The following is a 14,408-nucleotide window of genomic DNA, read 5'->3' on the forward strand; positions in this document are numbered from 1 at the left end:
TGGCCCATTGCCACCCATGGAGCCTAGGCTAGCGGCGCCGCGGTGCACCGGCGAGTGGACCTAGGTCCAGTCGGCAGCGGTCGCCAGATCCGGATACTGGGCGCGTCCTCACCTGGAAGCGCCGTATGTCGTTACTGATCGTACTTGCAGCGCTGGGGTTCCTGATCCTGGTGGCCTACCGCGGTTACAGCGTGATCCTGTTCGCGCCCATCGCCGCCCTTGGCGCCGTGCTGCTGACCGACCCTTCGCTGGTGGCCCCGATGTTCACCGGCTTGTTCATGGACAAGATGGTGGGCTTCCTGAAGCTCTACTTCCCGGTGTTCCTGCTGGGTGCGGTGTTCGGCAAGCTGATCGAACTGTCCGGCTTTTCCCGCTCCATCGTAGGCGCCGCAATCCGGCTTTTTGGCCCACAGCGGGCGATGCTGTCGATCGTGCTGGTGTCGGGCCTGCTGACCTATGGTGGCGTGTCGCTGTTCGTGGTGGTATTTGCGGTCTATCCGTTCGCGGCGGAAATGTTCCGCCAGAGCAACATCCCCAAGCGCTTGATCCCGGCGACGCTGGGGGTAGGCGGTTTCAGCTTCACCATGGATGCGTTGCCCGGCACGCCGCAGATCCAGAACATCATCCCGACGACCTTCTTCGGTACCGATACCTGGGCGGCGCCTGTACTGGGCACGCTGGGCAGCATCCTCGTGCTTGCGGTGGGCATGGCGTATCTGGAGTGGCGGCGGCGCGTCGCGCAGCGCAACGGCGAGGGCTACGGCGAGCCGGCCACCCTGGTGAACGAGCCGACACCCTTCACCGGTTCGCATCTGGCGCACGCAGGTATTGCCGTGCTGCCGTTGGTACTGGTGTTCGTCTCCAACAAGCTGTTTACCCTGGGCATGCCGCACTGGTACGGCGGCGGCGAGCACAGCTTCGTGCCCTCGATCATGGGCAACGCCGCGCCGGTCGTGCAGGACGTGGCGAAGATCGGGGCGATCTGGGCGGTGGTGGGGGCGCTGCTGGTGGGCATCCTGTCGGTGCTGGCGCTGGCCTGGCGCCCGGTGGTCGCCCAGTTTGCCGAAGGCACCCGGGCGGCCATCAGCGGTGCGGTGCTGGCGGCCATGAACACCGCATCGGAATACGGCTTCGGTGCCGTGATCGCTGCATTGCCGGGTTTCATGGTGGTGGCCAACGCGTTGGGCTCCATCAAGGATCCGCTGCTGCATGAGGCGGTCACGGTGACCGGCCTGGCCGGCGTCACTGGCTCGGCGTCCGGTGGCATGAGCATCGCCTTGGCCGCGATGTCGGAGACTTTCATCGCCAACGCGCAGGCGGCCGGCATCCCGATGGAGGTATTGCATCGGGTCGCCTCGATGGCGTCCGGCGGCATGGACAGCCTGCCGCACAACGGGGCGGTCATCACCTTGCTGATGGTGACCGGGCTGACCCATCGCCAGGCCTACAAGGACATTTTTGCGGTGACCGTCATCAAGACCCTCGCGGTGTTCGTGGTGATCGGCATCTATTACGCCACCGGCTGGGTTTGACAGCGGCGTCGCAGCACCCTCTGGAAGGCTGGTCCACGAGGATTCCCGGAACCACTTCATCCACGACTCACGCATGAGGATCTGGCAATGAACTCTGGAATCAATTCGATCAAGGCGGCCGCGCTGGTGCTGTGCACCTGGCTGGCAACGGCGGCAAGCGCCTTCGCTGCAGGGCCCGCCGGGCATTGGGATGTGGGCCTGTTCGGCAACATCTTTGGCGCCCGCGAGTACCAGGTGTGGGTGCCCGCGGGCTACGACGCCACGCAGCCGCTGCCCGTGCTGCTTGTGCTGCACGGCTGCGTGACCGGGCCGAACCTGATGGGCGAGGCCTCCGGCTTCAACGATGTGGCCGATACAGAAGGCTTCCTGGTTGTCTACCCCCGGCAGAACGTCACCGCCAACCCCGCACGCTGCTGGAACTGGCAGCTGCCGATCAACCAGGCGCGCGGCAGCGGCGAGGCGTCGATCCTGGCCGGGATCGTGGACCAGGTGAAGGGCAGCTACAGCGTCGATCCGCGCCGGGTCTACGTCACCGGCATTTCGGCCGGCGGTGCGATGACCTCGATCATGCTGGCCTGCTATTCGGACGTATTCGCCGCCGGTGCGATCCATTCCGGTGGCATGTACAAGGGGGCCACCACCGTGTCCGGCAGCGCCTACGCGCTGCTGGCGGGCAGCATCTATTCGCCGGACAGCAACGGCCGGCTGGCCTGGCAGTGCTCGGGCTCGCCGACGCCGCGACCGATCCCGGTGCTGGTATTCCATGGCACCGCCGACAGCACGGTGAACCCGGTGAACGGCCAGCAGGCCGTGCGCCAGTTCCTGCAGACCAATGACCTCGCCGACGATGGCCTGGACAACGACTCGGTGAAGTACGTCCCGACCAATACCTACAACGGGCAGGTGCCGGGCGGGCGCGCGTATCGGGTTGACACCTACACCTACGGCGGCAGGACGCTGGCCCAGCATTACGTGGTACAGGGGATGGGGCATGCGTGGAGTGGCAGCCAGACGGGATTGCCGTTTACCGATCCCAATGGGCCCGATGCCACGCTGATCACGTGGGTGTTCCTGAAGGATCAGCTGCGCTGAGCCCATGGAATGAAAGGCCGGTAGGGGCGGACCGTTGCTCCGCTCCCACCGGGGGCAGACCGAACCATGGTAGAGCGGACCGTTGGTCCGCTACCGCCAAGGCAGACCGATCCATCGTAGAGCGGACCGTTGGTCCGCTGCCGCCCGCGGCATGGCCGGTAGCCGCCCAACCTCCCGCGACAGGCGTGCGCACCATCCATACGCTATCTTTAGGTCCCTTTCCACCTCCCCACCAAGCGCCGACGCATGCGAGCTACTTCGATGGTTGTACGACACAGGCTGTGGCTGAGTTGCCTCGTAGTGTCCGCTGCGCTTCTGGCCGCCGGATGCGCCGCCGAAAAAGCCCCGGCGAAGGATCTGGCCACGGACATCGACGAGGTCGCCGCAACCCTCATCGAGCAACCCTTGCTGCACTCCACCTCGATCGGCGTGGTGTACCGGGGCCAGGCGTTCATCCGGCACCGCGGCGACATGGAAGCAGGGAAGCCAAGCCCTCCCACTGACGCGACCCTCTATGAAATCGGCTCGTTGAGCAAGACCCTGGCCGGCACGCTGATGGCCAACGCCGTCCTGGAGCACAAGGTGGGTCTGGACGACGACGTCCGGATGTACCTACAGGGGGACTACCCGAACCTGCAGTACAAGGGCGAACCCCTGCGCGTTCGCAACCTGCTCTCGCATACCAGTGGTCTGCCGAACATGCTGCCGACGCGTGCGAACACAGTGCTGGCCGACTTCACCGATCACCGTACGCCCGGCGACCTCAATGCCGTTTACGCGCACTACGGCCAGGCGGATTTCCTCAGGGATCTGCGCACGGTCGAGATCGGCGGCATGCCCGGAAAGGAGTACGCCTACTCAAGTGCCGGAACGGAGCTGGTGGCGCACATCCTGGAAGTGGTCTACAAGCGCGACTACGAAACGCTGTTGCGCAACGTCCTGGATGATTCTGCGGGCATGACGGGTGTCAGGATCCGGCTGGACGGTGCCGAGGCAGCCCGCCTTGCGGTTGGGTACCACAGCGACAACCCGATGCCGACCACGCCGATGCCGCAGTTGCCGTGGGGCGCTTCCGGAAACGTGAAGGCGACCGTTCCCGAGATGGTGAAGTACCTCAAGTTCCAGCTGGCCGCTGGGCCGGTCGTGGCGGAATCGCATCGCGCCCTGGCCAAATTCGATCCCGAATTCAGCGTTGGCTACTTCTGGAACATCGTCAGCGGCGACGCCTTGAAGGGTGTCTACTACGCGCACCATGGGGGCGTACCACGGTCGCAGTGCTACATCTACATCGTGCCCAAGTACGACCTGGGCATATTCGTGATCACCAACCAGAGCGGCGACGATACGGCGCACGCCATGGAGGCGGCGATCGACACGCTGGTCGAGAGAATCGCCGCGCGCGAGAAGGCTGCGGGTTCGACCTGAAACACCGGGCCGAACCCTGACCGGCTGACCTCAGCCCGGCAGCTCGCACTTCATTCTGCCGTCCACGTAGTAAGGCTTGGGCACATTCGGGTTGTCGCTGATCTTCTCGAAGACCACTTCGAACGAATCGGCATCCGGCGAGCCCTTGCGTTCGGTGCAGGCCTCCTGCAGCTTCTTCTTCACCGCCGTGATACCGGCATCGCGGTTGGCGCCGTCTGCGCTGTTGGTCAGGTTGACGGTTTCAGCGGATGCCACGGCACTGAAGCCCATCAGGCAGCCGGCAATCATCAGCGTGTGCAGTTTGGTCATGGCGCTTTACCTTGTGGACGCGAAGGGGTTCCAGCATAGGGCGACGCGGTGAAGATGCCGTGGTCAGAGCGCTGGCAGACCAAAGGGGCTACCGCCGAGCACCTCCGCAGATGCGGGCCACTTCCGGCAGTGGGTTATCGATCTACAATGAAGAGCGCCAGACTCCAGCGCTCACAGAAAAGTAGCCCCAACGCATGGCCCCCTCGATGAAAAAACTGGCGTTTGTCGCATTCGCTGTCTCCATCTGCATCCCCCTCGCCGGTTGCATTGCCCCCTTCCGAGTGAAGGCGCGCGCCTACGCAACGGCCGACACGGCCTCGCCAGCGAAGCCGGATTCCCCGTCGCCGTCAGCGCCCCCGAAGTGATGGGAGGCGCGGCATCGCCTTGGCCGCGCCAACCAAACGCGGTCAGGCAGGGCAACGCTCCGTCTGGCCGGCACCACGACGGGCAGGTGGTCCCGACACTGCGCACGCTGCAGCGTCAGGCTTCAGCCACCTTGCTCATCGATGTCGGTGAAACGAGACGCTGCTCGCGGCGATGGCAACCGTCCTGAGGCCAGCCCAGGCCTCGATACGGAGTCACGCGTAATCAGCTGGTGCGCAAGCACATGATTGACCGTGACGCGTCCCGAGGACGGCGTGCGGCGAATCTCCCGCAACAGGATGTCGACCGCACTGTCTGCCATCTCGGCCACCGGCTGATGGAGGGTGGTCAGTTCCGGCCACACCATGGTGGATGCCGAGGTGTCATCGAAACCGACCACTGAAAGATCACCCGGTACCTCGAGGCCGCGACGATGCGCCACGGAAACAACGGCCGATGCCATGTCATCGTTGCTGGCGAAGATCGCGCTGGGAGGCGGCTGCAGGGTCAGCAGCCGTTCGGCCGCGTCCAGTCCGGAGCGGTAGGTGAAGTAGCCGGGTTGGACAAGCGCGGGGTCATAGCCGATGCCGGCGTCAGCCAGCGCATCCCGGTAGCCCTGCCAGCGGTGCGCGCTCGCGGTCTGGTTCGGATCGCCCTTGATGTACCCGATGCGCGTGTGTCCGCGTGTGATCAGGTGCGACACCATGTCGTGGCTCGCCTGGCGATCATCGATGCGCACGCAGGAAATTCTGTCGTTCAGATGGCTGGACGCAATGGACACCACCGGGATGCCGGCGCCGACGAACTGGTCGACGATCGCCTTCGATTCACACAGGGGCGGCGGAAGAATCACGCCCGCTACGCTGCTGGACAGCTGCCGTGCTGCTTCGCAGCGTGCATCGGTATCCAGTTCATCCCAGGTGGCGATGACCAACTGCGCCGCCGCCCGGGTGGACCCGCGCAGCGCGCCGACCAGCAGTTCGCGCAGGTAGCTGGAACTGGGATTGGTGTAGATCAGCGCGATGCAGGTGTGCTGTGCCGCCGCCAGGGCGCTTGCCGCAAGGTTGGGGCGGTAGTCCAGTTCGCGCACGCTGCGCATGACCCGTTCCCGGTTGGCGTCGCGCACGCTGGCATGGCCGTGAATGACGCGCGACACGGTCATGGCCGACACCCCGGCATGCGCCGCAACGTCGTCAATGGTGATGCCGCTCGCTTTCCGACGGGCCGCTTTGGGGCTGTTCTTCAAGGGCTCGGCTCCTTTGCTGCGCTGCATGATGACAAGCGTTATCCCGGGTGATTAGTCTGCGCCCGTGACGTGATGGTAGCGCTACCACTGTGCCGGGGTAAGGCCAGCGGGTACCCCCCCTTTACCACGCGGCTGTTCTGGCAAGCCTGAAAGCGAGTTGAGTCGCAGCGAGCGCACAGCGCGCTGCGATGTTCGGTGTGGAAGACGGGCATCGCCCGTACGTGCCCCTGGAGGGGCGGTACATCCATTCGATCGTATGTCAGAGGGGAGAGTCATGAGCGCGTTTTCGATCCGTCGTACTGCAGGCCGGAGGGCTCGTTCATGAGCCGTACGCTGGCGAAGTTCACATCCAGGGCCATGTTCACCTTCGTAGGTGGCGTCCTGGTCATCAATCCCGCATTTGCACAGGACGCCTCAACGCCTGCGCCGGTTGCCCAGCCGCAGGCCCAGCCCAGCCCGACACAGCTGGACACGGTGCAGGTCACCGGCATCCGCAACAGCCTCAGCCAGGCGATGGATATCAAACGCGACTCGGCCGGTGTGGTGGATGCGATCAGTGCCGAGGACATCGGCAAGTTCCCCGATACCAATCTGGCCGAGTCCCTGCAGCGCATCACCGGTATTTCCATCGAACGCCGTGACGGTGAGGGCGCGCAGGTAACAGCGCGTGGCTTCGGTCCCCAGTTCAATATGGTGACCCTCAACGGGCGCCAGATGCCGGGCGCGGATGCGTTCGGTGCGTCGGGCCAGGTAGCCATCGGCGGCGTGGACGGCGGTACCCGCGCCTTCAACTTCGCCCAGTTGGCCGCTGAAGCCATCAATGGCATCGAGGTCTACAAGACCAGCCAGGCCAACGTGCCCAGCGGGGGTATTGGCGCCACCATCAACATTCTGACCGCGCGCCCGTTCGATCATGAGGGCACGGTCGCAAGCGTCGGCGCCAAAGCCGTCTACGACAAGAGCCAACCGTTCGCTGACGATCTGACACCGGAACTGTCCGGCATCTTCAGCTACAGCAATCCGGACAAGACCTTCGGCGTCGGACTGAGTGCCAGCTACCAGAAGCGCAAGGGTGGCTCGGTGCAGGCCACCAACAACTACTGGAACATCCAGCCGTGGACCGGCACGATGCCCGGCAACCCGACCGTGGTCAATGCACCGGCGGTGGGCGCGCTGTACGGTCGCCCGAACGACCTTCGCTACGCGTTCTCCGAGTTCGAGCGCGAGCGCATCAATGGCCAGGCGGTGCTGCAGTTCGCGCCGACGGACGCGGTGACCTTGACCCTGGACTACACCTATTCGACCAACGAGATCACCGAGAATCGTGGCGAGCAGGGCATGTGGTTGCAGAACAGCAACTACACCGATGTCACGTTCGACACCAGCGGTGCGGTCGCTACGCCGATCTATATCCGTGAAATCGCCGGAACCAAGGATTTCGGGCTTGAACAGCAGCGCAGCATGCAGAAGTACAAGCTGGGATCGCTCGGCTTCAATGCACTGTGGAACGTCACCGACCGGTTCAAGCTGACCTTCGACGCGCACAACTCGAAGAACGAAAGCCGGCCGAACGATCCGCTCACCGGGGGCGGCTCGATCTTCAGCAGCATCGCCGGCACCAACAACTGCACCACCGGGCCGCACTGCGGTGGGTCATGGGTGCAGGAAATGAACTTCAACAACGGCCTGCCGGTGGGCACCCAGGTCTGGTACCCGAGCACGGCCGATGCCATCGCCAAGACAAACGGCGTGGTCAACCCGGGCTTCGTGCCGGGCGAGATTGGTTCGCAGGTGCTGCGTATCAATTCGCAGAGCCAGGTGAGCGAGATCAAGCAGGGGCGCGTCGACGGTGAGTGGAGCTTCGACAAGGGCCGCTTCCAGTTTGGCGTGGACTCGAGCAAGCAGACCACCCATCGCATCCAGGCCGCGGAGAATTACAACACCCTGGGCGACTGGGGCGTGGCCAACGTTGACGGGGATGTTGCCAACGGGCTGATGGACCTGCTGCAACCGGTCAACATCGTCGGGTTGTTCAACGATTACAACGCCAACAGCTTCACGGCCTGGCGCGGCGATGCCGGCCGCCTGGCGCAATGGGCGGCGGACAACTATGGCGCCAATCTCGGCGTGAGCCCGCAGCGCGCCGCCGACAACCTGGTGGAGGAGAAGACCAAATCGGCCTATTTCCAGGTCGAGCTGGACGGCGAACTGGGCGGCCTGCGCACCAATACCCGTCTGGGCGTGCGCTACGAAACCACCGATGTGGTGTCGACGTCGGTCATCGCCATCCCGGAAGCCATCGAATGGCAGTCCAACAACGACTTCCGCGTGGTGTTGTCCGACGAGCAACAGCCGTTCACCGAGAAAAACAGCTACAGCTACATCCTGCCCAACCTCGACTTCAGCATCGACCTCATGGACGATCTGAAGGGGCGCGTCTCATTCGGCAAGAGCATCGCGCGTGCGCCGATCGGCAACCTCTACGCAGGCCCGACCGCACAGCAACCGTTTGGCTCGGTGCTGATCGATCCGTCCTCGCGGGCCAGCGGCACCGCCCAGAACCCGCAGCTGAAGCCGCTGGAGTCGGACAACCTCGACCTGGCACTGGAGTGGTACTTCGCGGATGCGAGCTACGTATCGGTGACGTACTGGAACAAGTCGGTCGACAATTTCATCGGCAATACCATCGTGCAGGAGAACCTGTACGGCCTGAGGGATCCCACCGCCGGTCCCGATGCGCAGGCCGCCCTGGCATTCCTCAACAGCGGCGCCTGTATCACCCAGGTGGGCGCAGCCAATGCGGCGGCGTGCTCGGCCAATGACACCGCGCTGTTCACCGCGCTGGCCCTGCTGCGCAACAACCCCGCCGGGTTGGGCGCCTACACAGGTACCGATGCCCAGGTGCTGGCGACCGAAGCGGCCTACGATCTGTACGGCAACGCCGCTGACCCGTTGTACCAGTTCAACGTCAACCGCCCCATCAACCAGAACAAGGCCAAGCTGCACGGCTGGGAGCTGGGCGGGCAGTACTTCTTCGGCGACACCGGCTTTGGCGTCCTGGCCAACTACACCATCGTTGACGGCGATGTCGGCTACAACAATGCGGGTGACCCGGGCATCGACCAGTTCTCGCTCACGGGCCTGAGCGACACGGCCAATGCGATGCTAATGTACGAAAAGTACGGCTGGTCGGTCCGCTTGGCATGGAACTGGCGTGACGAGTACCTGATTCTGGCCAACCAGGGGGCCAGCCGGAATCCGTACTACGTGGAAGCGTACGAACAGTGGGATCTCAGCGTGAACTACACCCTGGATGATCACTGGTCGTTCGGCCTGGAGGCGATCAATCTGACCGGTGAAGACGTCCGCTGGCGTTCACGTACGTCCGAGATGATCGTGAAGCTGGCAGATCAGAGTCCGCGTTACATGCTTGGCGTTCGTTACAGGTTCTGAACGGAGGGTGCCGCTGCACGTGCAGCGGCACCTGTTCACCGCTCCTGAGGGGATTGGACAGCACCATGCCGCGTTACGAAATGCTCAACAACATCGCCCATCGCGACCTGCGGGTGGCGACCGGCTTCGGGCCCGAATATGGCGACGCGGTGGGCATGGTCCCGGCCTACCCGAGCGAGTTTGCCGAGCTGCAGCGCGAGTACCCCATCTTCCTTCGCAAGGACGCCGCAACGGGCCAGTGGCAGTCGGTGGTTCTGCTGGGGTTCGAGCAGCACGAGAATCTGTTTCTGCAGGACGGTCGCTGGAATGCGTCCTATCTGCCCGGGGCGGCAGCCAAGGGGCCGTTCCTCATCGGATTCCAGGAGCACCAGGTCGACGGCGCGTTCACCCAGGAAGCGGTGCTGCACGTGGACCTGGATCATCCCCGCGTCAAGGCGATGCAGGGCGAGCCGGTGTTCCTGCCGCAGGGCGGCAATACCCCCTACCTGGACCACATCGCAGGCGTGCTGCGTGGCATACATGATGGTCATGCTTTTGGCGCGGACATGTATGCCATGTTCGATGCGAAAGGCCTGATTCAACCCCTTACCCTGGACGTGCAGATCGATCCGCAGCATCGGATCGGCGTCAATGGCCTGCACGCGATCGACCGTGACCGCCTGGCCCTGCTGGACGGTCCTGCGCTGGCTGACCTCAATCGCGCCGGGTATCTGGAGGGTGCGTATCTGATGCTGGCGTCACTGCACAACATGCGCCGCCTGATCGCCGAGAAGCAGCGACGCCTGCGCATGCACGATGCCGCCGTTGCGGCCGGGGGACACTGACCCGTGCTGGACGGCGCCGCCATGCAGACCCTGGAAGGCCTGGACCCGGCCGCACTGCCGATGGAGGCGTTGGTGGCCGCGGGAGTGCCGGTGGTGCTGCGGGGCATCGCGCGCGACTGGGGGGTGGTGCAGGCCGGGCTGCGCTCCACGCACGAGGCGATGGCCTATCTGCGCGGCTTCGATGTCGGCGTGCCCGTGCCGTATTCCTTCGGCGGCCCCGAGATCGAAGGACGTCCGTTCTACAACGCCGATTTCACCCGGTTGAACGTGGAGGTCCGGCGTGGATTGCTGACGCAGGTGCTCGACGAGATTGCCGACACCCTCGATGACCCGAAGCCACCCACTTATTACGTGGCGTCGCTGCTGATCGATCGGGCGCTGCCCGGGTTTGCGCAGTCCAACGACGCCGGCTTGGCGGGGCAGGGCATCGAGGCCTCGGCCAGCATCTGGATCGGCAACCGCGTGACCGCCTCCTGCCATTTCGACACCCCCGAGAACCTGGCGTGCTGTGTAGTGGGCCAACGCCGCTTCACCCTGTTTCCGCCGGAGCAGATCGACAATCTGTACCCGGGGCCGCTGGAGCCCACGCCGGGTGGCCAGGTGGTCAGCGTGGTGGATATGGACCGCCCCGACTTCGCGTGCCATCCCCGGTTCCGTGACGCGCTCGCCAGCGCGCAGACTGCCGTGCTGGAGCCCGGCGATGCGATCTTCATTCCGAGCATGTGGTGGCACCACGTGCGCAGCCTGATGCCGTTCAACGTGCTGGTGAACTACTGGTGGCGCAGTTCGCCGCACTTCCTTTCCTCGCCGCTGCCGGCGCTCCAGCATGCAATGTGGGCGCTGCGCGATCTGCCGCCCCGCCAGAAACAGGCGTGGTCGGAGATCTTCGCGTACTACGTTTTCGGACCCGGCGAACGCGCAGGGCAGCACCTGCCGGACGTGGCCCGGGGTGAGCTGGCGCCGTTCGACGAGACACAGGCACGGCGCACGCGCGCCCAACTGCTGGCTCGACTCAACCGCTGATGGGAGCATTGCATTGAACGTGGCGGACACAACACACGGGCGCATCCGCAAGGTGGTCATCGCCGGCGGCGGTACGGCAGGCTGGCTGGCCGGCTGTGCGCTGTCCCATCAGTTCCGCGACCAGCTGGACATCACCCTGGTGGAGTCCGAGCAGATCGGTACCGTGGGCGTCGGCGAGTCGACGGTGCCGCCCATCCGTACCTTCCACCGCTTTCTGCAGATCGACGAGCAGGAGTTCCTGCGCGCCGTCGCCGGCACGTTCAAGCTCTCGATCTCGTTCGAGAACTGGCGTCGCCCCGGGGACCGGTTCATCCACCCGTTCGGCACCATCGGGCAGGGCACCTGGGCCACGCCGTTCCATCATTTCTGGCTGGACAGCCTGCGCCGCGGCATGCCGTCGGACCTGGGCGACTTCTGCCTGGAGAGCGTCGCCTCCCGCGGTGACCAGTTCTCGCTGGAGACCCAGCCCGCGCTCAACTACGCCTATCACTTCGACGCCGGGCTGTATGCCAGGTTCCTGCGAGGCAAGGCCGAAGGGCATGGTCTTCGACGGGTGGAGGGAAAGATCCGTGAGGTCAGGCAGCATCCCGACGACGGCTCCGTCGCGTCACTGGTGCTGGAGGATGGGCAGGTCATCGAGGGCGACCTGTTCATCGACTGCACCGGGTTCCGCGGGCTGTTGACCGAGCAGACCCTGCATACCGGCTACGAGGACTGGCACGAATGGTTGCCCAGTGATCGCGCCGTTGCGGTGCAGACCGAGGCGGTCGCGCCGCCCGTTCCGTACACCCGTGCCATTGCGCACGAGGCCGGCTGGCGCTGGCATATCGCGCTTCAGCACCGGGTTGGGTGCGGGCTGGTGTTCTCCAGCCGGCACATGTCCGATGACGAGGCGCAGGCCAAGCTGCTGCGTGATGTTGACGGTCCGCCCCTGCGCGATCCCTGGTTGGTGCCGTTCCGCAGCGGGCGCCGGTTGAAAGCGTGGAACAAGAATGTGGTCGCGCTCGGGCTTGCCAGTGGCTTCATCGAGCCGCTGGAATCGACCAGCATCCACCTGACCATCAGTGCCGTGGTCCGCCTGATCCAGCTGTTCCCGATCGACGGCATCAGCCCGGCGCTGGTGGCGCTGTACAACGATGTCAGCCGCCAGGAAATGGAGCACGTGCGCGACTTCATCATCCTGCATTACCACGCCACCCAGCGCGACGAGCCGATGTGGAAGGCCTGCCGCGAGATGGCACTGCCGGAGTCGCTCGCGGTCCGGCTGCGCGCCTGGCGCGAACGTGCCCATGCCTGGCAGGACCCCGGTGAGCTGTTCCGCGTGGATTCCTGGACCAGCGTGCTGATGGGGCAGGGCATCCAGCCCGGTCCGCCGCACCCGCTGGCGGCCGCCATCAACGACGCAGACCTGCGGACGCTGCTGGCGCGGATTCGGCAGCCCGTGCAGCAGGCGGTCGCAACGATGCCGTCGCAGGCCGCCTTCATTGAACGCTACTGCAAGGCAGCGGCGGACGTATGGCCACGGCGCTCCGCCGTGGCGTAGCAGAGCCGCACGCTGCGGCTTGGAAATGGTAGCGCTACCTTCAACAACAGGCGAGGTGGAAGACGATGGATCTGGTGGCTGGAATCGACGCGGGTACGCAAAGTCTGAAGGTCGTGGTCTACGACCCTGCCGGGCGGCGTCTCATTGCCAACACCAGCGCGCCCCTGGACCTGGCGTCCGACGCCGATGGGAGCCGCGAACAGCGCCCGGCCGATTGGATCGCCGCACTGCATGCCTGCTTCCGTGCGGTTGATCCCAAGATACGGTCCCGCATCGCCGCACTGGCGGTCTCGGGCCAGCAGCACGGCTTCGTGCCGGTGGACGCGGCAGGGGAGGTGCTGGCACCGGCCAAGCTGTGGTGCGACACCAGCACCTCGGCGGAGTGCGTGCAGATCATGGACGCGGTGGGCGGAACGGCGCGCACCATCGCACTGGCGGGCAATCCGGTGCTGACCGGTTATACGGCATCCAAACTGCCGTGGACAAAGGCCCACCGGCCGGAGGCCTACGCGCGGCTTGCCAGCATCCTGCTGCCGCACGACTACCTCAATTTCGTATTGACCGGCCAGCGCTTCTGCGAATTCGGGGATGCCTCGGGCACGGGCTGGCTGGACGTGCGGACCCGTACCTGGTCGGCCGAGCTGCTGCGCGCGACCGATCCGGATCGCGACCTGGCCGCGTGCTTGCCGCGCATCGCCGCGCCCGAGGAAGTGTTCGACATCGACCCGTCCACCGCAGCGGCGCTGGGCCTGCCCGCGACAGTGAAGGTGGCCGTCGGCGGTGGCGACAACATGATGGCGGCCATCGGCACTGGCTGCGTCGCACCGGGTCGCCTGACGGTGAGCCTGGGCACCTCGGGCACCCTGTTCGCCTACTCCGACACCCCGGTGGTCGACCCCGACGGGGCGTGGGCCGCGTTCTGTTCGTCCACCGGCGGCTGGCTGCCGCTGATCTGCACGATGAACTGCACCGTGGTGACCGAACAGGTCGCCGACGCGTTCAGCTTCAGCACCCGGTACGGCGACGGACACCTGCGCGCGACCGCGCCCGGGGCCGACGGCCTGGTGATGCTGCCGTTCCTCAATGGCGAGCGCACGCCGGACCTGCCGCGTGGCAAAGGGGTACTGGCGGGTCTGGACACGACCAACATGACCCCGGCGCACTTCTACCGCGCGGCTATGGAAGGGGCGACCTACACCCTGAAATATGGCTACGACGCCTTTGTCCGCGCGGGCATGCGGTTCGACCGCATCGTGCTGACCGGTGGCGGCAGCAACAGTGCGCAGTGGCGGCAGATGGTGGCCGATGTGTTCCGCCTGCCGGTGGACGTACCTACCCAGCCCGAGGGCGCAGCCTTCGGTGCGGCATTGCAGGCGCTGTGGGCCTTGGGTCACGCCCGCGGTGACGCCGCCTCCATCGCCGACATAGCGGACCGGCACGTGGCGGTCGACCCGCTGCAGTCCGCACAACCCGATCCAGCGCGTACGGCCGCTTACGCAACGGCGTATGCCCGTTTTCTGCGCCATCTCGATGCCATCACGCCGTTGTATCGCGGCTGATATCCCCTTTTTCGCGACGCCTCGCACAACGACAGGAAG

10 protein-coding genes are annotated in these 14,408 nt (G+C 65.3%); 8 read left to right on the forward strand and 2 right to left on the reverse strand.

Annotation, left to right across the window (positions count from 1 at the left end; translation table 11 throughout):
* The first annotated feature begins 125 nt into the window (after positions 1–125).
* The 3 genes from AC1DCJ_RS06490 to AC1DCJ_RS06500 all read left to right on the forward strand — a co-directional run bounded on the left by AC1DCJ_RS06490 (position 126) and on the right by AC1DCJ_RS06500 (position 4,049).
* On the forward strand, positions 126–1,532 hold the full coding sequence (locus AC1DCJ_RS06490) for a GntP family permease (protein ID WP_478070440.1): 1,407 nt from the start codon (positions 126–128) through the stop codon (positions 1,530–1,532).
* An 87-nt stretch (positions 1,533–1,619) separates the two neighbouring features.
* Positions 1,620–2,624, forward strand: a complete 1,005-nt coding sequence (locus AC1DCJ_RS06495) for an extracellular catalytic domain type 1 short-chain-length polyhydroxyalkanoate depolymerase (protein ID WP_478070441.1) — start codon at positions 1,620–1,622, stop codon at positions 2,622–2,624.
* A 300-nt stretch (positions 2,625–2,924) separates the two neighbouring features.
* A complete protein-coding gene (locus AC1DCJ_RS06500; protein ID WP_478070442.1) occupies positions 2,925–4,049 on the forward strand; it encodes a serine hydrolase domain-containing protein in 1,125 nt (374 codons plus the stop codon).
* 30 nt (positions 4,050–4,079) lie between these two features.
* Here AC1DCJ_RS06500 and AC1DCJ_RS06505 read toward each other — a convergent pair whose 3' ends face one another.
* Complete coding sequence (locus tag AC1DCJ_RS06505; RefSeq protein ID WP_478070443.1) at positions 4,080–4,358, reverse strand: hypothetical protein; 279 nt, start codon at positions 4,356–4,358, stop codon at positions 4,080–4,082.
* 487 nt (positions 4,359–4,845) lie between these two features.
* On the reverse strand, positions 4,846–5,994 hold the full coding sequence (locus AC1DCJ_RS06510) for a LacI family DNA-binding transcriptional regulator (RefSeq protein ID WP_478070444.1): 1,149 nt from the start codon (positions 5,992–5,994) through the stop codon (positions 4,846–4,848).
* Positions 5,995–6,288: 294 nt separating this feature from the next.
* Between AC1DCJ_RS06510 and AC1DCJ_RS06515 the strand changes: the two genes are divergently transcribed.
* The 5 genes from AC1DCJ_RS06515 (at position 6,289) to xylB (ending at position 14,369) form a co-directional block, all read left to right on the forward strand.
* Entirely contained in the window at positions 6,289–9,420 is a 3,132-nt protein-coding gene (locus tag AC1DCJ_RS06515; RefSeq protein WP_313422727.1) for a TonB-dependent receptor, read from the forward strand.
* A gap of 65 nt (positions 9,421–9,485) precedes the next feature.
* Positions 9,486–10,244: a SapC family protein gene (locus AC1DCJ_RS06520; protein ID WP_478070445.1), complete on the forward strand. Its 759-nt coding sequence runs from the start codon at positions 9,486–9,488 to the stop codon at positions 10,242–10,244.
* A gap of 21 nt (positions 10,245–10,265) precedes the next feature.
* On the forward strand, positions 10,266–11,267 hold the full coding sequence (locus AC1DCJ_RS06525; protein WP_478070446.1) for a cupin-like domain-containing protein: 1,002 nt from the start codon (positions 10,266–10,268) through the stop codon (positions 11,265–11,267).
* Positions 11,268–11,280: 13 nt separating this feature from the next.
* Positions 11,281–12,810 (forward strand): tryptophan halogenase family protein, encoded by a 1,530-nt coding sequence (locus AC1DCJ_RS06530; protein ID WP_478070447.1) that lies wholly within the window; start codon positions 11,281–11,283, stop codon positions 12,808–12,810.
* Between the two features lie 65 nt (positions 12,811–12,875).
* Complete coding sequence (gene xylB / locus AC1DCJ_RS06535) at positions 12,876–14,369, forward strand: xylulokinase (protein ID WP_478070448.1); 1,494 nt, start codon at positions 12,876–12,878, stop codon at positions 14,367–14,369.
* The last annotated feature ends 39 nt before the right edge of the window (positions 14,370–14,408 follow it).

Source organism: Stenotrophomonas sp. 10N36 (assembly GCF_056395005.1).

What these genes read in the sequence shown, in the direction of transcription:
- AC1DCJ_RS06490 (WP_478070440.1), top strand. Translation starts at nt 126, where the DNA reads ATGTCGTTACTGATCGTACTTGCAGCGCTGGGGTTCCTGATCCTGGTG.
- AC1DCJ_RS06495 (WP_478070441.1), top strand. Translation starts at nt 1,620, where the DNA reads ATGAACTCTGGAATCAATTCGATCAAGGCGGCCGCGCTGGTGCTGTGC.
- AC1DCJ_RS06505 (WP_478070443.1), bottom strand. Translation starts at nt 4,358, where the DNA reads ATGACCAAACTGCACACGCTGATGATTGCCGGCTGCCTGATGGGCTTC.
- AC1DCJ_RS06510 (WP_478070444.1), bottom strand. Translation starts at nt 5,994, where the DNA reads ATGCAGCGCAGCAAAGGAGCCGAGCCCTTGAAGAACAGCCCCAAAGCG.
- AC1DCJ_RS06515 (WP_313422727.1), top strand. Translation starts at nt 6,289, where the DNA reads ATGAGCCGTACGCTGGCGAAGTTCACATCCAGGGCCATGTTCACCTTC.
- AC1DCJ_RS06520 (WP_478070445.1), top strand. Translation starts at nt 9,486, where the DNA reads ATGCCGCGTTACGAAATGCTCAACAACATCGCCCATCGCGACCTGCGG.
- AC1DCJ_RS06525 (WP_478070446.1), top strand. Translation starts at nt 10,266, where the DNA reads ATGCAGACCCTGGAAGGCCTGGACCCGGCCGCACTGCCGATGGAGGCG.
- xylB (WP_478070448.1), top strand. Translation starts at nt 12,876, where the DNA reads ATGGATCTGGTGGCTGGAATCGACGCGGGTACGCAAAGTCTGAAGGTC.